This window comes from Roseovarius pacificus (genome assembly GCF_900142665.1).
Taxonomy (GTDB): Bacteria; Pseudomonadota; Alphaproteobacteria; order Rhodobacterales; family Rhodobacteraceae; genus Roseovarius; species Roseovarius pacificus.
Map to the genome: position 1 here is coordinate 19,965 of NZ_FRBR01000023.1, position 21,544 is coordinate 41,508.

At 63.4% G+C, this 21,544-nt stretch carries 23 protein-coding genes; 9 read left to right on the forward strand and 14 right to left on the reverse strand.

Features of this window, described 5'->3' with window-relative positions; translation table 11 throughout:
* Positions 1-4: 4 nt before the first annotated feature.
* Positions 5-673 carry an NnrU family protein gene (locus BUB53_RS20650; protein ID WP_073037790.1) on the reverse strand — a complete coding sequence of 223 codons (669 nt, stop codon included), beginning with the start codon at positions 671-673 and terminating at the stop codon, positions 5-7.
* A gap of 163 nt (positions 674-836) precedes the next feature.
* On the opposite strand from BUB53_RS20650, the gene BUB53_RS22880 reads away from it, so the two are divergent.
* Positions 837-986, forward strand: a complete 150-nt coding sequence (locus BUB53_RS22880) for a hypothetical protein (RefSeq protein WP_159437886.1) — start codon at positions 837-839, stop codon at positions 984-986.
* A gap of 57 nt (positions 987-1,043) precedes the next feature.
* Here BUB53_RS22880 and BUB53_RS20655 read toward each other — a convergent pair whose 3' ends face one another.
* From BUB53_RS20655 to BUB53_RS20705, 11 genes are all read right to left on the reverse strand, one after another.
* Positions 1,044-1,277 carry a hypothetical protein gene (locus BUB53_RS20655; protein ID WP_073037749.1) on the reverse strand — a complete coding sequence of 78 codons (234 nt, stop codon included), beginning with the start codon at positions 1,275-1,277 and terminating at the stop codon, positions 1,044-1,046.
* Positions 1,274-2,014: a CbiX/SirB N-terminal domain-containing protein gene (locus tag BUB53_RS20660; protein WP_073037751.1), complete on the reverse strand. Its 741-nt coding sequence runs from the start codon at positions 2,012-2,014 to the stop codon at positions 1,274-1,276. The genes BUB53_RS20655 and BUB53_RS20660 overlap by 4 nt, the downstream gene beginning before the upstream one ends.
* On the reverse strand, positions 1,971-3,518 hold the full coding sequence (locus tag BUB53_RS20665) for a nitrite reductase (RefSeq protein ID WP_073037753.1): 1,548 nt from the start codon (positions 3,516-3,518) through the stop codon (positions 1,971-1,973). The genes BUB53_RS20660 and BUB53_RS20665 overlap by 44 nt, the downstream gene beginning before the upstream one ends.
* A complete protein-coding gene (gene nirJ, locus BUB53_RS20670; RefSeq protein ID WP_073037755.1) occupies positions 3,493-4,710 on the reverse strand; it encodes a heme d1 biosynthesis radical SAM protein NirJ in 1,218 nt (405 codons plus the stop codon). Before nirJ ends, BUB53_RS20665 begins: the two co-directional genes overlap by 26 nt.
* A 1-nt stretch (position 4,711) precedes the next feature.
* Complete coding sequence (ahbB, locus tag BUB53_RS20675; protein ID WP_073037757.1) at positions 4,712-5,200, reverse strand: siroheme decarboxylase subunit beta; 489 nt, start codon at positions 5,198-5,200, stop codon at positions 4,712-4,714.
* Positions 5,197-5,646, reverse strand: a complete 450-nt coding sequence (locus BUB53_RS20680) for an Lrp/AsnC family transcriptional regulator (RefSeq protein ID WP_073037759.1) — start codon at positions 5,644-5,646, stop codon at positions 5,197-5,199. Before BUB53_RS20680 ends, ahbB (BUB53_RS20675) begins: the two co-directional genes overlap by 4 nt.
* Positions 5,643-6,632, reverse strand: a complete 990-nt coding sequence (ahbB, locus tag BUB53_RS20685; protein ID WP_073037761.1) for a siroheme decarboxylase subunit beta — start codon at positions 6,630-6,632, stop codon at positions 5,643-5,645. The genes BUB53_RS20680 and ahbB (BUB53_RS20685) overlap by 4 nt, the downstream gene beginning before the upstream one ends.
* Positions 6,633-6,635: 3 nt before the next feature.
* Positions 6,636-7,751 (reverse strand): cytochrome D1 domain-containing protein, encoded by a 1,116-nt coding sequence (locus tag BUB53_RS20690; RefSeq protein WP_229709615.1) that lies wholly within the window; start codon positions 7,749-7,751, stop codon positions 6,636-6,638.
* Between the two features lie 128 nt (positions 7,752-7,879).
* Positions 7,880-8,182, reverse strand: a complete 303-nt coding sequence (locus BUB53_RS20695) for a c-type cytochrome (protein WP_073037764.1) — start codon at positions 8,180-8,182, stop codon at positions 7,880-7,882.
* Positions 8,175-8,960 carry a uroporphyrinogen-III C-methyltransferase gene (gene cobA / locus BUB53_RS20700; protein WP_073037766.1) on the reverse strand — a complete coding sequence of 262 codons (786 nt, stop codon included), beginning with the start codon at positions 8,958-8,960 and terminating at the stop codon, positions 8,175-8,177. Before cobA ends, BUB53_RS20695 begins: the two co-directional genes overlap by 8 nt.
* 81 nt (positions 8,961-9,041) lie before the next feature.
* Positions 9,042-10,799, reverse strand: coding sequence for a nitrite reductase (locus tag BUB53_RS20705; protein ID WP_073037768.1), 1,758 nt, complete (start codon positions 10,797-10,799; stop codon positions 9,042-9,044).
* Positions 10,800-10,911: 112 nt separating this feature from the next.
* Here BUB53_RS20705 and BUB53_RS20710 point away from each other — a divergent pair, with 112 nt between their 5' ends.
* From BUB53_RS20710 to BUB53_RS20745, 8 genes are all read left to right on the forward strand, one after another.
* A complete protein-coding gene (locus BUB53_RS20710; protein ID WP_073037771.1) occupies positions 10,912-12,975 on the forward strand; it encodes a NosR/NirI family protein in 2,064 nt (687 codons plus the stop codon).
* Between the two features lie 4 nt (positions 12,976-12,979).
* A complete protein-coding gene (locus BUB53_RS20715) occupies positions 12,980-14,179 on the forward strand; it encodes an NnrS family protein (RefSeq protein ID WP_073037773.1) in 1,200 nt (399 codons plus the stop codon).
* Positions 14,180-14,272: 93 nt separating this feature from the next.
* Positions 14,273-14,725 (forward strand): c-type cytochrome, encoded by a 453-nt coding sequence (locus BUB53_RS20720; protein WP_073037775.1) that lies wholly within the window; start codon positions 14,273-14,275, stop codon positions 14,723-14,725.
* 15 nt (positions 14,726-14,740) lie between these two features.
* Positions 14,741-16,105 (forward strand): cbb3-type cytochrome c oxidase subunit I, encoded by a 1,365-nt coding sequence (locus tag BUB53_RS20725; RefSeq protein ID WP_073037778.1) that lies wholly within the window; start codon positions 14,741-14,743, stop codon positions 16,103-16,105.
* A gap of 5 nt (positions 16,106-16,110) precedes the next feature.
* Positions 16,111-16,923 carry a CbbQ/NirQ/NorQ/GpvN family protein gene (locus tag BUB53_RS20730; protein WP_073037780.1) on the forward strand — a complete coding sequence of 271 codons (813 nt, stop codon included), beginning with the start codon at positions 16,111-16,113 and terminating at the stop codon, positions 16,921-16,923.
* 9 nt (positions 16,924-16,932) lie between these two features.
* Complete coding sequence (locus tag BUB53_RS20735) at positions 16,933-18,870, forward strand: nitric oxide reductase activation protein NorD (protein WP_073037801.1); 1,938 nt, start codon at positions 16,933-16,935, stop codon at positions 18,868-18,870.
* Entirely contained in the window at positions 18,867-19,415 is a 549-nt protein-coding gene (locus BUB53_RS20740) for a cytochrome c oxidase subunit 3 (RefSeq protein ID WP_073037784.1), read from the forward strand. The genes BUB53_RS20735 and BUB53_RS20740 overlap by 4 nt, the downstream gene beginning before the upstream one ends.
* Before the next feature lie 5 nt (positions 19,416-19,420).
* Complete coding sequence (locus tag BUB53_RS20745) at positions 19,421-19,690, forward strand: hypothetical protein (RefSeq protein WP_073037785.1); 270 nt, start codon at positions 19,421-19,423, stop codon at positions 19,688-19,690.
* 201 nt (positions 19,691-19,891) lie between these two features.
* Here the strand turns inward: BUB53_RS20745 and BUB53_RS20750 are convergent, their stop codons facing one another.
* Both BUB53_RS20750 and BUB53_RS20755 read right to left on the reverse strand, forming a co-directional pair.
* Entirely contained in the window at positions 19,892-20,452 is a 561-nt protein-coding gene (locus BUB53_RS20750; protein ID WP_073037803.1) for a DUF4202 domain-containing protein, read from the reverse strand.
* Positions 20,449-21,156 (reverse strand): Crp/Fnr family transcriptional regulator, encoded by a 708-nt coding sequence (locus BUB53_RS20755; protein ID WP_073037788.1) that lies wholly within the window; start codon positions 21,154-21,156, stop codon positions 20,449-20,451. Before BUB53_RS20755 ends, BUB53_RS20750 begins: the two co-directional genes overlap by 4 nt.
* Positions 21,157-21,544 lie beyond the last annotated feature (388 nt).

Below are 21,544 nucleotides of genomic sequence, written 5' to 3' on the forward strand. Positions count from 1 at the left end.
CCACTCAGGGCAGGGGGCTGACCCCGAACAGCCAGGGATGCATCGCGATCAGCCCGATGTAGAGCGCTGCGCCAAGAGCGATGCGTAGCACCGCGCCGGACACCGAGGCGGGCGCAGGCAGGAGGGGGGCGGCCCGCACGGCGTTGTTCAGTTGTTGCCAGCGGGGGCCCAATTCACGCTTGCGCCGCCGGGCGATCAAGGGCTGGCCCAACAGGGCAAACAGCGCGAAGACGCCGAACACGATCGCATGCGCCAGATCCCCGTTCGGGACCATATGCGCCAGCGCCCAGATCGCCAGTGCCGCCAGCAAGGGATGGCGCAGGTAGCGGACGATGCCGGGATGTGCGGGATCGAACCTGTCGTTATGTGCGCCGCCAAAGGAAAACGGGTTGGGGCGGCCAGGCGACAGCGCAACGATCAGGCAGACAATGCCCATGGCCGTCAAGGGCACATGGGTTTGCCACGCTGCGCGGTCCCACAGGGCCACATAGGGCGCGCGCCCCGCCGCCGCGATGATCCACCCCAGTATGGCCACGGACAAGGCGGAATACACTGCGGTGAATCCGGTCTGCCCCAGACGCCGTACCAACCACGGCCGCACCGGGGGGCGTACCGGAATCGAATGGCTGAGGAAAAAGACCACAAAGGCCAGTATGAATTCGCTCCACCCCATGTCCGTGCCTCGATTGTCCGGGGCATCACCCCCTTTGTGCAAATGATCGCGTTCGCGCGTGTATAGCATTGACGAAAGTCAAACACCTGAATTGTGCTGTCTTCTAGCGTTTTCGGAAAGGTCAGCCCATCCCGGACCAATCGAAAGGTAAGGCACGCATGACATGGACACGCCGACGGTTCTGACGATCACGGCAGCGGCTGTGGCCGCGCCTTCGGTGGCCCTGTCAGGCGGGGACGCGCAATGGAACGGGTATGCGATGGAGGCGCGTGCGCGGATGACCCTGTCAGGTGTGAGGCCCGACAGGCGGTGACGTGTTTCAACGGCGCGCGGATTGAATTTCTGGGCTAGGGGGATCGTCCCTCGCGGGTCATTTCCGCCCTTCAGCCTCGTCGATCAGGCCTTGTACCCAGCGGGTGGTGGCCCAGTTGATCGGTATTCCCAAAGGCACGCATAGGATCAGCGCCGTTACAGGTGACAGGGCGGGCCAGCCGATGGCCTGCCACATCAGCCCCAGCATGAACAGGTTGATCGCCACCGCCAAAGCGGTGAACGGGTAAAGCAGCAGGTAAAGCCGCCCAAAGCGGGGGTGAGTTCCGGTCATGCTGTCACCTTTTCGTGGGTCAGGGCCTGCGCCACAAGGGCCGGAACCTGCGGTGCGCAGCCGATGGGCTCAAGGCAAGCGCCCTTGAAATCGGCCAGTGTCAACGCCTCGGGGATGTCCTCCTGCACATGCCCGCCAGCCGCCGCAAAGAACGGCAGGCAGATGGATTTTTCCCCCAGACCAAAGGCCATATCGGCCAGAGAGGGCGATTCTTCCACGAAGCCCACGCGCATCTCGGCAAAGGCGAGGTGGCGGGCCAGCGCACGGGCGAAATCCTGTGTGTCGCATGCCGAGCGATTGCTGCGCCCGGACCCATGTGCGGCGATGAACAGCCGGGTATCGGCAGCCTGCCAGCCATGTTCGGCCAATACAGTGTTCAGCAGATCGACGGCCATTTCCGGCAAGCTGCTGTCCTGTCCGAAGGGCGGCAAGACGTGCCCAGATCGCGCGGCGATACGTTCTTGCAGGGCGTCGCTGGTGAACCACCCGCCGGTCATGAACAGCGGATAGATCGCCGCGCCGGGCCCGGTGGCCTGAAAGGCGCGGTCCAGCGCGCCGGGGTTGGCCAGTGTCGCGCTTTCGATCTGCCAGCCGGGCAGGGCGCGCGCCACCTGTGCGGCAAACCCTGCAAGGGCCGCTTCGGCGGGGGCCGGATCGGACGGTTGTCCGTGGCTGACGATGATCGCGCGGCCCTTAATGGCTGGTGCCCTCCGAGAAGGTGATCTTGTTGAACACATTATATTTTCCCGATGGTTTTCGCATGGGCAGGCGTTTCACGATCTCAAGGGTTTCGGCGTCATAGACCAGCACCTCGCCGTCATCCTCCCAGACCGAGACGAGCGCGTATTGTCCGTCGCGGGTGAATTCCACATGGGCCACGGTGGCCCCCGGGACGGGTTGCAGCGTCTTGACGATTTCCAGCGTCTGCTTGTCGATCACGTGCATCAGGTCGCGGTTCGGCCCGAAGAACACGTCGGCCCAGAAATAGGGGCTGTTTTCGTGACTGCGCAGGAAGAACCCCGGTCCGGCGGTTTCGATGGTGTCGGTGACGCTCCAGTCCTGCGTGTCGATGATCGACAGCATCCCCTCTTCCAGGTGGGGGGTGGCCATCACCCGGCGGCCATCCTTGTCCCATGAAATGCCCGAGCCCAGATGCGGCATGCCGGGCAGGGGCAGCTCGGCGATCTCGCGCCCGACATTCAGGTTGACGACGACGCCCTTGCCGGTGGTGCGCGCCGCGCCGATCAGGTTGCGGTAATCGTCGGTGAAAAAGAAATCGTCCAGCGGCGCGCTCAACATGATCCGTCGGCGGGCGAACAACCCTTCGGAGGAGGGCAGCCCCTCAATCATGCCTTTTTCGCGCGAGTGAACGAAGCCTTCATAGACGGCGTCGGCATCCGGATCGGTCGCGACCTCCCAGATTTCCGGCGTGTCCTTGAGCGCCAGGATGAAGCTGCGCCGCTGCGGGGCCTGATACACGGCCGAAACGCGGCTTTTGCGCCCGTCCTTGCCCACCACCGGCATGACTTTTTCAACGCTCAGGTCTTCGGTGGACAGGATTGTCAGTGTCATCGGCAGATAATTCGCCACCGCCAGGTGCTTGCCATCGGAACTGATCGCGATGTTGCGGCTGTTCAGGCCCGCCCGGACGCGGCCCACCTGTTGCAGTGACCAGATATCGTATTTCTGCACCCAGCCATCGCGCGACATGATGAACACATACCGACCCTCGGGGCTGAACTTGGGCCCGCCATGCACGGCAAAGGGGGTCTCGAAACGGTCCAGCACCTCGAACGTGTCACCATCCAGAACGCTGACATGATGATCGCCCGTTTCCACGACCAGCGTGATGTTCAGCGGATCGGCATCGAACACCGGGGCATTCGCTGGCGTATAGTCGGGATCGAGCCACAGGGTTTCCGCGATATCTTCGGTCTGCCATTCCGGATCGGTGTCGAGCGGGGTTTGCAGGTACTTGGCCAGCGCCGCGATTTCCTGTGGCTCTAGAACTTCGTCAAAGGCGGGCATCTGGGTGGCGGCGCGGCCATGGGCAATCACCTTTTCAAGGTTCGGCCCACGCATCCGCCCCAATGTCTGCGGGATCAGGGCGGGGCCGGTGCCACCAAGGCGGTGATCGCCATGACAGACTGCGCATTCGTCCGCATAGGTTTGTGCCGGATCGGCATGGGCTGCCATCGCCGCAAGGGCGAGCACACTAGTTAAAGCGATGAGCCGGGTCATGTCTCTTGCCTCGGAAGGGGGTGACGGTCAGGCGCTCGGTTTGGGTTTCGACGCCGATCTCGTCGTTGCTCAGGTAACAGGCCGGATCTTCGGCCCACGGATCGCCGGTCAGTTGCAAGGCCCGGATGCGGGTGTTGCCGCCGCAAACCGATTTGAAGGCACAGACCCCGCAGCGCCCCCTAAGCGGGCGGGGGCGGCGGCGCAACTGCGCCAGCATCGGATCGTCGCCCGTCCACAGATCGGAAAAGGCCTGTGTCTTGACGTTGCCGATGGTGTAATCCGACCAGTAGGTATCGGGGTGGACACGCCCCAGCGTGTCGATATTGGCCACCCCCAGCCCCGAGGAATTGCCGCCCCAGGCTTCGAGATGGTCGCGCAGGTTGGCAAGGCGGGCGTCGTCGAAATGGCGCTCGGCCCATCGCATCAGATAGACCGCATCGGCATCGTTGTTGCCGGTCACGATGTCCAGGGGCATGTCTTCGGCTGCCGCCACCCAGGCCCGGTCGATCAACTGATCGAGCGCGGCGCGGGTGTGATCGTGTACGGCGTCTTCGCCCCGGTTCTTGTCGCCCCGGCCCGCATAGACCAGATGCGACAGGTAAAACTTGTCCACGCCTTCGTCATCGCAAAGCTGCAACAGGTCAGACAACTGCCCGGCATTGTCACGCGTCAGGGTGAACCGCAGCCCAACCTTGATGCCCCGTTTCTTGCATTCGCGCACACCGCGCAACGCCTCGTCGAACGCCCCATCGACACCGCGGAACCAGTCATTTGTCTTGCCGATGCCGTCAATCGAGATGCCGACATAGTCGAACCCGATCTCGGCCACGCGATCGGCATTTTCACCGTGAATCTTGGTGCCGTTGGTCGACAGCGCCAGCATCCGCACCTTGGGGCGCGCCGCTTTGGCGATGTCGAAGAAATCGCAGCGATCCAGAGGTTCCCCTCCCGACAGGATCAGCGCCGGGATGCCGAAATGCCCCAGATCGTCCAGCGTGTCCATCGCTTGCGCGTGGGTCAACTCGCCGGGAAAATCCACATTCGCCGAGACGGTATAGCAATGCCGGCAGCGCAGGTTGCAACGCCGTGTCAGGTTCCAGATCACCACCGGTTTGACCGGCCCGGTGCCGCGTCTTTGGCGAACAGGGGTAGGTGTGACCAATTGGTGCATGTATTCCGAGAGGCGAAACATCTCAGCCCTCCTTCGACCGCAGCCGCAGCCCGGTCTTTTTCAAAATGCGCGAGGAATAAAGAATATCGCTGTTCCGGCAGGCCTGTCCCAGAAGGGCGGCGATTGCGGCGCGTTTCTCTTCCACCTCGTCACGGGATGCGCCGTGGATCATGGCGAACAGGTTGTAGGGCCAGTCGGGCAGAGACCGGGGGCGTTCATAGCAATGGCTGACGAACTCCAGTGCGCCCACTTGCGGGCCCAGATCGGCGATGCGGGCATCTTCGACATCCCACACCGACATGCCATTCGCAGTCATGCCGAGGGCATAGTGATTGGGTGCGACCGCAACACGCCGGATGATCCTGCGCTCCTGCATGTCTTGCATGCGCTCGATCAGGGCGGCTTCGGACAGGCCCAGATCGGCGGCGACACTGGCATAGGGATGCGGGACAAGCGGAAGGCCCGCCTGTGTTGCCGCGATGATGGCCCTGTCTGTCGAATCGATGCTCATGCCGCTACCCTGAAGCCGATGAAAAACTCCCGGAGTTTCGGGAAACGGAGCACGCGCAGCCCCGTTTCCCGTTCCAGGGACATAGCCACCGTCTCGATATCCTCTTCGGTTTCCGTGGCCAGAACGAACCACATGTTCAGCCGGTGACTGCGCTCATAATTATGCGCCACCTCGGCGAAGGAATTGACTTTTGTCACGACGGTTTCGAATTGATCTTCGGGCACTTCCATCGCGCACAGGCAAAAGGCCCCGCCCATGGCGGCAGCGTCGTAAAACGGGCCGAAACGTGTGATGATGCGCGCCTCCTTCATCCGTTCCAGCCGTTCCAGCAGGTTCTCTGTGGCGATTCCCAGTTCGGTGGCGATCGCATCGAACGGGGCTGGGGCAATCGGTATCCTGTCCTGCAGGCGATTGAGGATCGCTCGGTCGGTGTCATCGGGTGTCATGCAGGGCTCCTTTCGGGGCCGACCATTGCGCCGGTCTGTTTGAAGCAGCGGCTGGAAAACAATGCCCTGTGAGGCACGTCGCGCAGTTCCGGCAGGGCGGCGGCGGCGGTCAGTCGTTCAAGCGCCTCGGCCCGGCTACGCGCATGGAACATGGAATACAGGCGATAGGGCCAGACACCCTCGACCGGGGTCCGCTCGTAGCACAGCGTCACGCCCGGTTGCGCAGCCAATGCCGGCCCGGCGGTTGTGATCGTTTCATGCGGCAAATCCCAGACGACCATCGCGTTCGAACGCCAGCCAAGCGCGCGATGCCGCACGATCACGCCGAACCGCGAGATGATCCGCGCATCGCTCAGTGCTTTGATCCGGGCCATGACCTCGGTCTCGCTGCGGTTCAGGCGGTTTGCGATTTCCTTGTAGGGATGCGGAATGATCGGCAGTCCGCGCATCAGGGACTGCACGATATCCCGGTCTCCGGGTTGCAGGGCCGCAGCATTCGGGCTTGTTGCCATATGCTCGCGCCATTCGCCGCGCCGCAAACTGAAGCCGAGATCCAGTTTGAATGGTCGGACCAGCCGCAAATCCAGAACACGCAATCCGCTGCGCTGGCCGATACGTTCGAGGGCCGCATCGACATGCGCCCTGTCCGGGCCGGTGGCCACGAACCAGAGGTTCCAGTCATGTTCGCGCAGGTACGAATGGTTGACACCCCGTTCAGCGCCGATAATGCGGGCGACCTCTTCGATCCGGTCTTCGGGGGCGGCCACGGCGGCCAGCGTGCTGGCCGATATCGTGTTGGGCGCGCAGGTGGCGCCGACGCGGGTGATCTGCCCGTGTTCGATCTTGATGCGCAGTCGCGTGATGACATCGCTTTCGCTGGTGCCCAGATGTTCGGCCAATGTCAGAAAGGGCCGTGTGGTCACCGGGAAATCGCGTTGCCAGTCATCCAGCAGCGCCCGGTCGATGGGATGATGCACGCCCTCCATCTGTCACAGTCCCGTGCGGTGCGCGCGGGCTGTGAAAAAGATGCCCGACGGGCTTTCGGCGTCGATCTCGCGCAGTTTCTCGAAGGTCTGCGTGTCGTAAACCATGATCTTCCCGGCATCGCGCACCGACAGCCATACCTCGTGCCCTCGCGGGGTGAATTCCATGTGCAATACACCGGGGCCGGGTTCGAACTGATGGATGACGTCCTTGGTGATCGTGTCGATCACCTGGATCGTGTCGTTCTTCGGATGTGCGAAGTTCACCCAGACCTGCCGCCCGTCCGGGCGGGCCATGGCAAATACCGGCTGTCCGTGCGTGGCGGTGCGTCCGGTTTCCTGCAGGCTGCGGGCGTCCACCCACAGCACTTCATGCTGACCTATGGCGGGCAGCACGAATTCATGACCCGCCAGCGCCCAGCCCTCCAGATGCGGCATCTTGTAGACGGGCAGGCCCTCGCGGTCCCCGGCATAGCCGGGGAGGATCTTCTGCGGCTGGGGCGTGTCTTGCCAAAGGTCCAGCGCCGTCAGGTGGTCTTCTCCGAACAGCCCGGCGATATAGGTGCGCCCGTCGCTGGTGACCAGGGCATCATAAGGGTTGGTCCCGATACCTTCGATTTTCGTGATCCGGGCAGCGCCCGAGGACAGGTCGGCGATCCATGTCTCGCCCTGATCCCACAGCGAAAACACGAAGCGCCCTCCGGGGATGTCCACCAGCCCGATGGTTTTGCCTCCGGTCGGGATGTCGGCAACCATGTCCAGCGTATCGGCGTCAAAGATACGCACACCGCCCGGCTCGTAGTTCGATACGGCAACGTATTGTCCGTCGTCCGAAATCGCCCCGCCGATGGAATTCCCCGCCTGCATGACGCGCCCCACGACGGATTGTTCGACGATATCGACCTTGGTCAGACCACCGTCGCGGCCAAAGACATAGGCAAACCGTTCATCCGGCGAATAGACAAGCGATGCATGGGACAGATCGCCAAGCCCTTCGATCCGCCCGATCCGGGCCCGCTCGGACTGATCCACCACCACCAGAGATCCGGTGGCGCGTTCCACCACCAGCCCCAGATCGCCGGTTGCCCGGATATCCTGGGCGGTAACGCCGGTTGCGCACATTGCCAGCGCCACCGCCGCTATCGCGCTGCGCATCGCCAAACCGCGTCTTTCACCGTTCCGGAAATACTCCGGGGGAGTCGCCCAGCGGGCGACGGGGGCAGCGCCCCCGAATATACGTTGCAGTGCAGTCATTGCGTTGCTCCGTTCAGAAGGTAATCCGCGATCCAGGCGGCCTCGGCCTCGGTCAGAAGCGGACGCCAGGGGGGCATCGGGGTGCCGGGGATGCCATCCATGATCACGCCTTGCAGCACCTCGGGTTCATAATGCGACAGGGCTTTGGGGCGAATGTCCGGGCCCAGCCCGCCCCTGAGCGTCAGCCCATGGCACGATCCGCAATCCTGCCGCACCAGACGCTCCAACGCCTGTGTGTCCGGCCCTTCGGCCAGTGCGGGCGTTGCGATCAGCGCCAGTATGAGGGCAAACCTATTCACCGGCCATCACCGCCGCTTCGGCGACAGGTTCTGCCACCGGAATGGGCATGCCACGGTAAAGTGACACCACATGCCCGATAACGAACAGGACCGGCGCGCGCATCGGCGTCTCGGCGATGTCCAGACCGATCCGGTCCAGTCGCGATACAAGCCGCGCCTCGCGCGGGGTCGTGGCATTCGAGATCGCCAGCACCGGCAGCGCTCCGGGCATTCCCTCGCCCATCAGGCGCAGAGCGATTTCGGCGATATTGGCCGCGCCCATGTAGATGACCAGCGTCGTGTCTTGGCTGGCAAGGCTTTTCCAGTCCAGATCCAGCCGCGCATCCCTGGCCCTGTGCCCGGTGACATAGCGCACACCGGTGGCCAGTCCGCGATGGGTCAGCGGCACGCCGGTCCAGGCGGCCATGCCCTGCGCGGCGGTGATCCCCGGTGCATATTCCACCGCGATGCCGCAGGCCTCCAGATGCGCGGCCTCTTCCGAGCCGCGCCCGAAGATCAGCGGATCGCCCCCCTTCAGCCGCGCGACGGTCAGGCCGCTTTCGGCCAGTTCGACAAGAATCTCGTTGATCCGGTCCTGCGGAACGGTGTGGCATTTCGGGGCCTTGCCCACCGGCACCATTTGCGCGGCGGCCGGTGCGAGATCGAGAATTTCGGATGAAACCAGCCGGTCGTACACAACCGCATCGGCTTCTTTCAGCATCCTGACCGCACGCAGGGTCATCAGATCGACAGCACCGGGTCCGGCCCCGATAAGATATACTTTGCCTGTCCCTGTCATGTTGCTGGCTCCTGTTGCGCGGGCTTGCATGAATAATCGGTTGAGGATGCCGGGGGCCGTGACAGCCCCCGGCTGGGCGCGTCAGTAGACGTCCGCGCGTGTGTTGTAGACGTTGAACTTGCCCGTCGGTGTGATCAGGCGTTCGTCCTTGATCACCGTCTTGAGCTCCAGCGTCTTGTCATCGACCACGACGATGGCCGATTCCTTGTCCTTGGCGTTCCACAGCGAGAACCAGATCTCGTTGCCGGCCTTGTTGAACTCACCCTGTACGACGCGGGGCTGGCCATCGGCGATCCCGGCCCATTCCACCAGCGGCAGAACGGTGAACTCGGGCTCTTCCTGCGCCAGGTCGGCGATCTTGAAGACTGCGACCGAGCCGGAGACTTCGGCATCCGGGTTCAGCGTTGCATCGACATACAGATGCTCCGATTCCGGGTGCGTCTTGACGAAGAGCGACCCACCGCCCATCGCGTAGACCTGCTGGACCATTTTCCAGGCATGGTCGGGATGTCCTTCCGGGTCGGTTCCGATCATGGCCACGGTGTCGTCGCCGAGGTGTGAGGTCACCCATACGGGGCCGTAGGTCGGGTGGTTGATGTTGGCGCCGCGACCGGGGTGCGGGGTCAGGCCTTCGGTGTCGATCACCGCTTCGACGTCACCTTCCTTGGTGTCCATCACCACCACCTTGTTGCGGGCGTTGGCCGCCGTCAGGAAGTAGCGCTTGGAACTGTCCAGACCGCCGTCATGCAGGAAGCGTTCAGCCTCGACCTCGGTGATCTTCAGGCTCTTGATATCCGAATAATCCACGAGGTGAATCTTGCCGGTTTCCTTGATGTTGACGATGAACTCAGGGTTGTAGTGCGAGCTCAGGATCGCCGCCACACGGGGTTCCGGGTGGTAGGTCTGTTCGTCATAGATCATGCCGCGGGTCGACTTGATCTTGAGCGGTTCCAGCGTGTTGCCGTCCATGATCACGTATTGCGGCGGCCAATAGGACCCGGCGATGGCGTATTTGTCTTCCCAGCCTTCCATCTTCGACGTTTCGACCGACCGCGCCTCCGAGCCGACCTTGATCTCGGCCACCGTGGCGGGCTCTTCCATCCACAGGTCTATCATGTTGACCTTGGCGTCGCGCCCGATCACGAACAGATAGCGGCCCGAGGCCGAAATCCGGCTGATGTGAACGGCATAGCCGGTATTGATGATCGACTTGATCTCATAGCTGGAGCCGTCGATCAGGGCGATCTGGCCCGCGTCGCGCAGCGTGACCGAGAACAGGTTGTCGATATCGATATCGTTCATCTTCTCGGTAGGCCGGTCTTCGGGGGCGACATGCACTTTCCAGCTTGCCTTCATCTCGGGCATGCCGAATTCCGGCGGCTCGGCCGGGTCCAGCAGGATATAGCGGGCCATCATGTCGACTTCTTCATCGGTCAGGTCGCCCGAGGTGCCCCAGTTCGGCATACCGGCAGGCGAGCCGAAGGTGATGAAGTCGCGCAGGTACTCAAACCCGTTTTCGCGGGTGATGTCGGGGGTCAGGGCCTTACCTGTCGCACCTCTGCGCAGCACACCGTGGCAGCCGGCGCAGCGCTCGAAGTAGATCGTGTTGGCCTTTTGGTATTCGCTGGGCGTCATCACCGGGTCACCCGGTTTGCGACCGGGAATCTCGACCTGGAGCTGGCCCAGTGTCGTCATGCTGGGCTCATACGCGGCGGCAGGCCCGTCGGCATGGTCCTTTGGCTTTTCTTCCTGCGCATTGGCAGCCGATACGGCAAGCCCCATGGCTATGGCTGCACTCGACAAGAGCGTGGTGCGCCATTTGGAAATCTTCGCTGTCATTTGGGTCGTCTCCAATTCCGCTGGTGAGGCCCGCCAATGGTGCGCCTCATGGCCGGAATGCTCCTTGACTAAAGTCAACGCTTGCCGGGCGCGCCGGCGCGACTGTTGCGTCATGACCCGGATCACGACCCTTTGCCTGGCTATTCTGCTGCTTGGTGCGAGCATCGCGTCAGGCCCGCGTGCGGCGGTGGCTCAGGGCGTGGCGCGTCCCTCCTCGGAAGAGGTTGCACGCGCCGCTGTGCTTGATCGCGCTCTGGCGCAAACCCTGTTCGGGTTGGCCGGCTTGCCCACGATCCTGCGACAGGAGGGGCCGGTTGCAGGCTGGCAGGTCAGCGATCTTGACGGGCCAGTCGGCTATATCGCCTCGACATGGGAGATCGCGCGCTCGGTCGGATATTCGGGGCGGCCTCTGGATGTGCTGGTCGCCGTGGATCACAGCGGTCGTATCGCCGGGGCGCGACTGATGCGCCATTCCGAGCCGATCCTGACGCTGGGCCTGTCCGATGAGGACATTTCCGATTTCGTCGGCGGGTTCGCAGGCACCGATCTGGCCGCGCCCGAAGGTGCGGGGGACGGGCCGGACATGCCCGACATCATCTCGCGCGCGACGGTGTCAACGGGCGTGATCCGCGATTCGATCCTGCGCACCGCCCGCACGCTGGCCATAGCCCGCGGCATTCTGCCGGGCGGCGGGATCGACCGCGTCGGGTTTGCCTCGCACAGTTGGGCGGAACTGATGGGGCAGGGGGCGATTGCGAGCGGTACGGTGACACTGAGCGAGGCCCGCGCACGCCTCGAAGGGGCCAGGGTGGCGATCCCCGAGGGCGACGCACCGTTCATCGACCTTTACGTTGCACTGGCCGATCCGCCTTCGATCGGGCGCAACATTCTGGGTCAGCAGCAATATACGCGCGCGGTGGGGGCGCTGGCCCCCGGTGAAACCGTGTTGTTCGTGGCCTCGCGCGGGGTTTATTCGCATCGTGGTGTGGACTGGCGGCGCAGCGGGGTGTTCGACCGCATTACCGTCATTCAGGGCGAGGCGCGTATCGCCGTGGTCAAACCGGGCTACACCCGGATCGACGCGCTTGCCGCGCCGGATGCCCCGGATATGAAAGAACGCAGCCTGTTCCGCCTGCCGGGCGAAGGGTTCGACGCCACGCAGCCTTTTACCGTGGAACTGACCGCAACCCGCCCCGCCGCTGATGGCGGTGAGCTCCGGTTTTCCCTGTCGATCCCCTACCAGCTGCCCGGCGCCTATATCACCGAACCGCCCGCAGGCCCCGCCCCGCTTTGGCAGGCGCAATGGCAGAACAAGCGGTTCCAGGTGGCCAGCGTCGCGGCGATGATGGGAGCGCTGACCCTGATCATGCTGTTTCAGGAAACGCTGGTGCGCCGCCCGAAACTGTGGCTGCGCCTGCGCCTGAGCTTCCTCGCGCTGACGCTGTTCTGGCTGGGCTGGGGGCTGAACGGGCAGTTGTCGGTCGTGCAGGTGGTGGCCTTCGTGCAATCCCTGCTGTCGGGGTTCAACTGGGAAACCTTCCTCATCGAGCCGGTGATCTTCACCCTCTGGGCCGGTGTGGCGCTGGGCCTGCTGTTCTGGGGGCGGGGGGTGTTCTGTGGCTGGTTGTGCCCCTTCGGTGCGTTGCAGGAGCTGATGAACGCCGCCGCGCGCCGCCTTGGCATCGCGCAGGTCGCCGTGCCGCACGCCCTGCATGAACGGCTCTGGATCATCAAGTACACGCTTTTCGTGGCGATTCTCGCGCTGTCCTTCTATTCGATGAAACACGCCCTGATCCTGGCCGAGGCCGAGCCCTTCAAAACCGCCATTTCCATGCGGATGCTGCGCGCATGGCCCTTCGTGGCCTTCGTGCTGGTGCTTCTGGTGGCAGGTCTGTTCATCGAGCGGTTCTATTGCCGCTACCTGTGCCCGCTGGGGGCCGCGCTGGCGATTCCGGCCAAGCTCAGGATTTTCGACTGGTTGCACCGCCGCCCGCAATGCGGACGCGAATGCCGTTTGTGTGAAACCAAATGCACCGTCGGGGCGATCGACCCGATCGGGCGCATCAATCCCAATGAATGCGTACTTTGCCTGCGCTGCCAGGTGGTGATGAACGATTCCGCCACCTGCCCGGTTCTCAAGCGTCGCGCGCGCAAAGCCGCCCCTGCCGGAGACTGATCCGATGATCGCGACACTGAAACGAGTTCTGGGCGAGCCCTATCGCGTGTTCTTCATGGCGGCCGGTCTTTATGCCGTTTTCGCCCTTCTGGTCTGGGAAATCTGGCTGGGGGTACATACCGCCGGAGGAATGGTCAGTGACATGCCTTTCGCCGCAGCGCCGCATCTGTGGCATGCCCATGAAATGATCTTTGGCTATGCCAGCGCCGCGCTGGGCGGGTTTTTCCTGACGGCGGTGCCCAACTGGACCGGCTCGCGCGCGGCGGCGCAGGTGTTTGTCACGCTGGTCGCGCTGATCTGGCTGGCGGGCCGGGCCGTGATCTGGTTTTCCGGGAGCGTGCCGCCCTTGCTGGTAGCTGTGGTCGATTTGGCCTTCCTGCCGATGCTGGGGGGCAAGATCGCCATGATGCTGTTCAAGCGGCCCAAACCGCAGAACGTTGCATTCCTCGCTTTTCTGATGCTGGTCTGGCTGGGGAACCTGATGGTGCATCTGGAATGGACCGGCCTTACGGACGACACATTGTATACCGGGCTGCGCGTGGGGCTGTTTTCATTATGCCTGATGATCGCTGTGCTGGGCGGACGAGTGACGCCGGGCTTTACCCGCAACGCCATGAAACGCGCCGGTGTGGCCGAATCCGACCTGCCGCGCAGCCGCAAGCCTCTGGATATCGCTGCCGTCGCCCTGATCTCGCTGACTACTCTGGCGCTGCTTGTCGGCGCGCCCGAGGCCCTGACCGCCGCATTCGCCATCTCGGGCGGGGGCGCGCAAATTCTGCGAATCGCATTCTGGGGCACTCTCTGGACATTGCGGCAGCCTATCCTCTGGGCGCTGCATCTGGGGATGGGGATGCTTGGTGCGGGTCTTGTCCTCTGGGGCCTCAGTGCGTTCGGCCGGGGCAGCGAGGTTGCCGCACTGCATGTTCTGGGGATCGGTGCAGTGGGCGGTATGACGCTGGCGGTCATGAGCCGGGCAATCCTTGGTCATACGGGCCGCGCGCTGGTTGCTCCGGGGGCCGTGGCGCTGGCCTATGGCCTGATCGCGGGGGCTGCCGGGCTCCGGTGGTTTGCATCCAGCCTGTCGGTGGATCTGTATTTCCCGATGATGCTGGTCGCCGGTGCAATGTGGATCGCGGCTTTCACGCTCTATCTCGTGGCGCTTTGGCCCGCCTTTACCGGCCCACGCCTGCGCGGCGAAACATGACCCGGTGGTTGCGCTGTTGACTTTGGTCAAGGAGATAGCCCCGGCTCGCGCCGATGCTGTCCCCATCGGAACTCACGCGCAAAGGAGAGCATCATGCGCGAAGTCATGACCAAGAGCATGGCCCGGAACATATTTTATGGCGGGTCATTGTTCTTCATCATCATCTTCATCGGACTGTCGGTGCACTCGCACCGCTATATCGTGACCACCTCAACCAATGCCGAAACGCTGACCGAAAGCGTCGTGCTGGGCAAAAAGATCTGGGAGGACAAAACCTGCATCAACTGCCACTCGCTCCTTGGTGAAGGTGCTTATTTCGCGCCCGAACTGGCCAACGTGATGACCCGCTGGGGCGCCACGGACGATCCCGAGGCCGCCTATGAGATGCTTGATGGCTGGATGAAATCGCAACCCAGCGGCATCGAAGGCCGCCGCCAGATGCCGTTCTTCGACCTGAACGAAGAGGAAACCCGCGCACTGGCCGATTTCCTGCTCTGGGTCGACGATATCGACGCGCAGGACTGGCCCCCGAACGACGCGGGCTGAGAAAGGACCGGACCCATGAAATACGAATCACAAAAAATCGCACTGGCTTATTTCGGAGTGGCGCTCGGGCTGTTCGTCATTCAGATCATTGGCGGCCTTCTGGTCGGCTGGGTCTATGTCAGCCCCAACTTCCTGTCCGAACTCGTGCCCTTCAGCACGCTTCGGATGCTGCATACCAACTCGCTGATCGTCTGGCTGTTGCTGGGCTTCTTCGGTGCGGCCTATTTCCTGATCCCGGAAGAGGCCGAGCGTGAGATCCATTCGCCCAAACTGGCCTATATCCAGCTTGGCATTCTGGTGCTGGGCACGCTTGGCGTGGTCGTGACCTATCTGTTCAACCTGTTCGAGGGCCACTGGCTTCTGGGCAAGGAGGGGCGCGAGTTCATCGAGCAACCCGTCTGGGTCAAGATCGGCATCGTCGTGGCGGCCCTGATCTTCCTCTACAACGTCACCATGACCATTCTGAAGGGGCGGAAAACCGCGATCTCCAACATCCTGGTTCTCGGGCTGTGGGGGCTGGCGCTGTTGTTCCTCTTCGCCTTCTACAACCCTCATAACCTCGCACTGGACAAACAGTACTGGTGGTACATCGTTCACCTCTGGGTCGAAGGCGTGTGGGAACTGATCATGGCGTCGATCCTGGCCTTCCTGATGCTCAAGCTGACGGGCGTGGACCGCGAGGTCGTCGAGAAATGGCTTTACGTCATCGTCGCCGCCGCGCTGTTCTCGGGTATCCTCGGCACCGGCCACCACTATTACTGGATCGGTACACCGGGCTACTGGCAGTGGATCGGCTCGATCTTCTCCAGCCTCGAGGTGATCCCGTTCTTCGCGATGATGGCCTTTGCCTTCGTGATGGTCTGGAAAGGCCGCCGCGATCACCCGAACAAGGCCGCGCTTCTGTGGTCGCTCGGCTGTGCCACGCTGGCCTTCTTCGGCGCCGGGGTGTGGGGCTTCCTGCACACGCTGCACGGGGTCAACTACTATACCCACGGCACGCAGATCACGGCCGCGCACGGGCACCTTGCCTTCTACGGCGCCTATGTCTGCCTGAACATCGCGATCTTCACCTATGCGCTGCCCATCCTGCGCAACCGCGATCCCTATAACCAGGTGCTGAACATGGCCGCGTTCTGGCTGATGTCGGGCGGGATGGTCTTCATGACCTTCACCCTGACCTTTGCCGGTACGATCCAGACCCACCTGCAACGGGTGATGGGCGACTATTACATGGACGTTCAGGACCAGCTCAGCCTGTTCTACTGGATGCGCTTCGGCTCGGGCGTGGTGGTGTTCATCGGGGTTCTCCTGCTGATCTACTCGCTGGCCCTGCCCCGTAAAGAAGTCATCACGACCGACGCTTCGGTCGCAGCGGAGTGACCCCCATGGACGGACATATCGACCTCCAACGGAAGGGGGCGGCCGACGCCCCCTTCTACCTGGCCCAGGGCGACGAATGCGCGCTGTTTCACGCGGCCAGCGAAAACGATCTGCCGGTCCTTCTGAAAGGGCCGACAGGCTGCGGCAAGACCCGCTTCGTCGCGCATATGGCCGCGCAACTGGGCCGCCCGCTCTATACAGTGGCCTGCCACGACGATCTGTCGGCGGCGGACCTGATCGGGCGTTACCTGCTCAAGGGCGGGGAAACCGTGTGGGTCGACGGGCCCCTGACCCGCGCCGTGCGCGAGGGCGCGATCTGTTATCTCGACGAGGTGGTCGAGGCGCGCAAGGACGTCACCGTCGTTCTTCACCCGCTGACCGACGATCGCCGCATCCTGCCCATCGACCGCACCGGCGAGGAAATCGAGGCCGCCCCCGGCTTCATGCTGGTGGCCTCCTACAACCCCGGCTACCAGAACATCCTCAAGACCCTGAAACCCTCCACCCGGCAGCGCTTTGTCGCCATGGAATTCGACTTCCCCGCCCCGGATCTGGAAACCCGGATCGTCGCGCAGGAAAGCGGCCTGTCCGAGGACCGCACCGCCGCACTGGTGCGCCTTGCCGGCAAGCTGCGCGCGCTCAAGGGGCAGGATCTGGAGGAAGGGGTTTCAACCCGCCTCGTCATCTATGCGGCCACCCTGATCGCCCGCGGCATGCCCGTGGAACGCGCGGTCGAGGCGGCGATGATCGAACCGCTGACAGATGACGCGGATACCAAACGCGGGCTCCTCGATCTTGTGACGGCCATCTTTGGGTGAGGTATGGCCATGACCAGGATTGAAATCGAGCCATGGGAACCCGAAGAAACCGTCGGGAAACTGTGGCACGCTTTTGCCAGCCGTCTCGATGCGCCCCAGGTGCATCACGGAGCCGCGGTTGACCTCTCCGAGGTCAGCGGGCGGCTGGCAGTCCTATTCCGGGGCCTCGGCGGGGCGCACTCGGTCGAGATCAGGCCGGTCTCGCCCGAGGTCTCGCGCCACCGCCTTGGCTTCCTGCGGCGTCTCGGCACCGAGGCCGAGATCGCGCCGCGCGCCAGTTTCGACGGCGAGGTGTTGCGCCTGCCCGATACGCTGGCCGTTTTCCCCGAGCGCGAGGCCAATGGCGCGCTCTACCTGTGGCTGGTGGCCGCCATCGCCCATGCGCCCCGTCACCGGCCCGAAACCGATCCGCTGCGCGCCGATCTGCGCGCCCTTGCCGCAGCGCATATCATGGCCGCAGATGCGCTCGACGCCGCGCCGGGGCTGCGTGACCTCTACGCATCGCTGTGTGCCGCCACACTGGCGCAGCGCAGCCGCCAGACCCTGCCGCGCGGCGAACAGGCGGTCGAGGATACGATCCGCCACCTCCTGGGCGACCCCGCGCCGCTGTCGCCTCGGGCGCAGACCCTGCTCGATGCCGTGATTTCAGGTGATCCGGGCGCGTTCGATGCCCCGCGCGGCTATCGCCCCTTCCTGCCCGTGCCGCTGTGGCCCGACCTGCGCGAACTGGCCTTCAGCGCCGGAACCGACGTGGAAAGCCGCGACACCGACGGCCCCCCCGAAGAGGCCGGGCAAGGCACGCATCGTGCCCGCCGCCGCAGCGCCGATCAGGCCGAGCGCAGCGACAGCCTGATCCTGCACAAGTTCGAGGCGATCCTCAGTTGGGCCGAGTTCCTCAACCTCAATCGCCGTGTCGATGACGACGATCCAGACAGCGCGAAAAAGGCCGTCGACGATCAGGACGAGATTGGCCTTGGCCAGATTTCCAAGGCTCCGGCAACACGCCTGAAACTGCATCTCGACCTCGCCCCCGAGGACGTGGATCGTGAACGCCTGTCCGGCATCCTGACCTATCCCGAATGGGACGTGCGCAGCGGACAATACCTGCCCGATCACGTGCGCGTCCTGACCAGTTTAGCGGACGACGACGATAGCCTCCCGTCGTTCCGCGAAGACCCGCGCGCCGCGCGCCGCATCCATCATGTCAAGCGCCAGTTCGAAGCCCTCCGTCCCGGTCGCATCTCCATTCCCGGCCAGTTGGACGGCGATGAGCTGGATATGGAAGCGGCGGTGCGTGCGCGGGTCGATATTCTGGCCAACGGTGCGGGGTCCAACCGCATCTGGCGTCAATCGCGCCCGATCGCCCGCGATCTGGCCGTGTCGATCCTGCTGGACGTTTCGCGCTCGACCGAAAGCGCCGTGGGCGACCGCGCCGTGATCGACATCGAACGCGAGGCTCTGGCCGCGCTCGCCTGGGGGCTCGACGCCTGCGGCGACGATTTCGCGATTCACGCCTTTTCCTCGCTCAAGCGCGACCGCGTCTACATGCAGGAATGCAAGGGGTTCGGACAGCCGATGAACGCCGGTGTGGAGCGGCGGATCGGCGCACTGCGGCCGGGATTCTACACGCGGCTTGGTGCGGCGGTGCGGCACTGTTCGGCGGAACTGTCCGCGCAGGCGCGCAAACGGCGGCTGTTGCTGGTGATCACCGATGGCAAGCCCAACGACCTCGACCATTACGAAGGCCGCCATGGTATCGAAGACACCGCCATGGCCGTGCGCGAGGCCCGCCGCGCGGGCCATTCGGTGTTCGGCGTGACGGTGGACAAACAGGCCAAAAGCTGGTTCGCGCGCATGTTCGGGCGCGGCGGTTTCCATGTCATTCCGCATCCCGAACGCCTGACCGAGGCTTTGCCGATGATCTACCGTGAACTGGTGGGGGCATGACGGAGGACAGCGTTCTGGACGAACTGCCCGGCGATCTGATGATCTGGGTTCTGATTGTCAGTGAATTGCTGGTGTTCGGGGCGGGGCTGGCGGCGTTTCTCGCGGTGCGCATCACCGATCCGGCAGGCTTTGCCGAAGCGCAGGACGCATTGCATCGCACCGGGGCCGGGATCAATACCGTTGTGCTGGTCACCAGCGGGGCGCTGGCCGCATGGGCCTTGCGCCTGCGCGAAGGCGCAAGGCGGGGCGCGGCCCGTTTGGCACTGATCGCGGCGGCCCTGTTGGGGGTTGTGTTTCTGTGGGTCAAGGGCGCGGAATACGCCGCCAAGGCCGCGCATGGCATTGGCTGGGATACGCACCCGTTCTATACGTTCTACTATCTTCTCACGGGGTTTCACGCCGCGCATGTGGTGGCCGGGGTTCTGGTGCTTTTGCTGGTCGCGTGGAAGGATGCGCCGCGCAATATTGAGGCCGGGGCCGCCTTCTGGCACATGGTCGATCTGGTCTGGGTGCTGCTCTTCCCCGTGATCTATTTGCTGAGGTAATCGCGATGCTGGCCGATCCCCTGTTGCGCGCGTGGCTGTGGCTGATCGGCCTCAGCCTTGGCTCGACCGCCGTGTCGCTCTGGTACTGGCCCCCCTCGTTCACGGCTCTGGCCGGGGCGGTGGTTCTCGTTCTGGCATGGCTCAAGGCGCGGGTGATCCTTGCCCGTTATCTCGGCCTTTCCGCCGCGCCGTTCTGGCGGCGCGGGTTCGAGATTTCTCTGGCCCTGTTCTGTTTGCTGCTTCTGGGCCTCTACCTCGCGCCACTGGCGGCGTAGGCAGGCAGTTTCGTGTCGGCGCGTGCTGGCAAACCTTAACGAAACCTTGTCGCATACCGCCCAAAAGCCACCGCACGCCTTGTTAACCGGGGCCGAAACCGATCTTCGCACCGACGCAATACCGACGTGATACCGACGCAATGCCGATCTGGATTGTTTCGGTATTTCAGTCGATTAACCGTGATTCGGGCAGGGTGCCCGTCAGACGCGGAATTTCTCTGCGAACGCCTCGGGCAAATCGAACTCGTCCAGCACCCGCGCCCGGCCCTCTGCCGACATCTTGCGCGCCGTTTTGGCGACGATCCTGTCCAGCTTGTCGGGGTCTTGTGTGCCTGCGAAGGGGGCGAAATACCATTTCAGGAAGACGAAACAGATCACGTCCTCCAACGCCTGCACATCCGCATCCCGCTTGATCCCTTCCTTGCGGATCATCCGGCCCGCGGCAGCGGCGTCATCCCCTGAATATCCCGCCTCTCGCATGATCTCGCCCACCCGCCGGGCATGGTGTTCTGCCAGCTCGCTGCGCCATGTCAGGTATCCGGTGCGGCCTTCTGGAAAATCCTTTCTTTTCAAGGTCCAGCGCTCGATATGCTGGCCCCGCGCCGCGATTTTCAGGGGGTCTGCGGCATCGGGAAACAGCCGCTCCATCTCGGCACTCATGCGCTGCCCGTACAGCTTCGCGGCAGGCTGCCCGTCTTCCTGTGTCGGATCGGCGGCATTGGCCGCATCGATCATGGCAAAGGCCTGTTCCAGCCGGGTCATGTCGCCTTGTTCCATGCGGCTGCGGGATCTTCCTCGGCATAGTCGCGCAGCGCCCCGATATCCTTGATCGCGGCGTGGTTGCGCGAAATGGTAACGCCGACCGGTTTGAGCTTGGCAAAGGCCCGCGACAGGCTCTCGGGTTTCATCCCCAGCCGCCCGGCGATCAGAACCTTGTCATACGGCAGCGTAACGATGCACTCCCCTTCCGGGCACTCACAGAGTTTCAAGAGAAATTCCGCCACCCGCTGCGCCCCCGTCTGCGCCTTGATCTGCTCGACCTGGCTGACCAGTTCGTGCAGGTGCTGAAAGGTCGACGCCAGGACCGCGAGCGCCACGTCCGGCTCTTTTCGCATGGTCGAAATGAAGCTGCGGGCCGAGATCAGCAGAATGGTGCAATCCGTCACCGCCTCGGCCGATACCGGGTAATCCCCGCTGCGAAAGGCGATCGCCTCGCCAAAGCTGTGGCCGCGGGTAAAGACGTTGACGACGGCCTCGTTTCCGTTCGGCCCCACGCGGTACAGCTTGACCCAGCCGTTCAGAACCACATGAATCGATTGGGCGGTTTCGCCCTGAAGAAAAAGCGTTTCGCCGCGTCCGTAATTGCGCTTGACCGCATCGGACAGAAGCGTTTCGACAATCGGCGCTGGCAGATTGCGCAGCAACAGGGAGTCGTGGGCCGCGTCGATGTTCTGAAGATGCGCCACGGCATGCCTCCTGCGTGCTTTGGTGGGCGGAAATGACCTCGATCCAATAGCATTCGAATACCTGCAAACGCGCATCTTCTCAATGGCTGGTTCGGATTTTCGGAAGTGCGAAGGCGTTCGGGCAACGTGCCTTCCGCCCGGCTTTGCCCGTCAACAGCATGAAATGCAGGGCAAAGCATCTGCCGGAAAGTCGGGAATGATCAGTATCGTCGCAGTCTGTTGTCCTTTCCTCGGATTTGCGCATGCTATGACGTAATGCAATAAACTTTCATCAGGGAGAGATTGAGATGTCGTCAGCGGGTGAGAATCTTCGAGTGAACGGAGACAGGCTGTGGGAGAGCCTGATGGAGATGGCGCAGATCGGGCCGGGTGTGGCGGGGGGCAACAA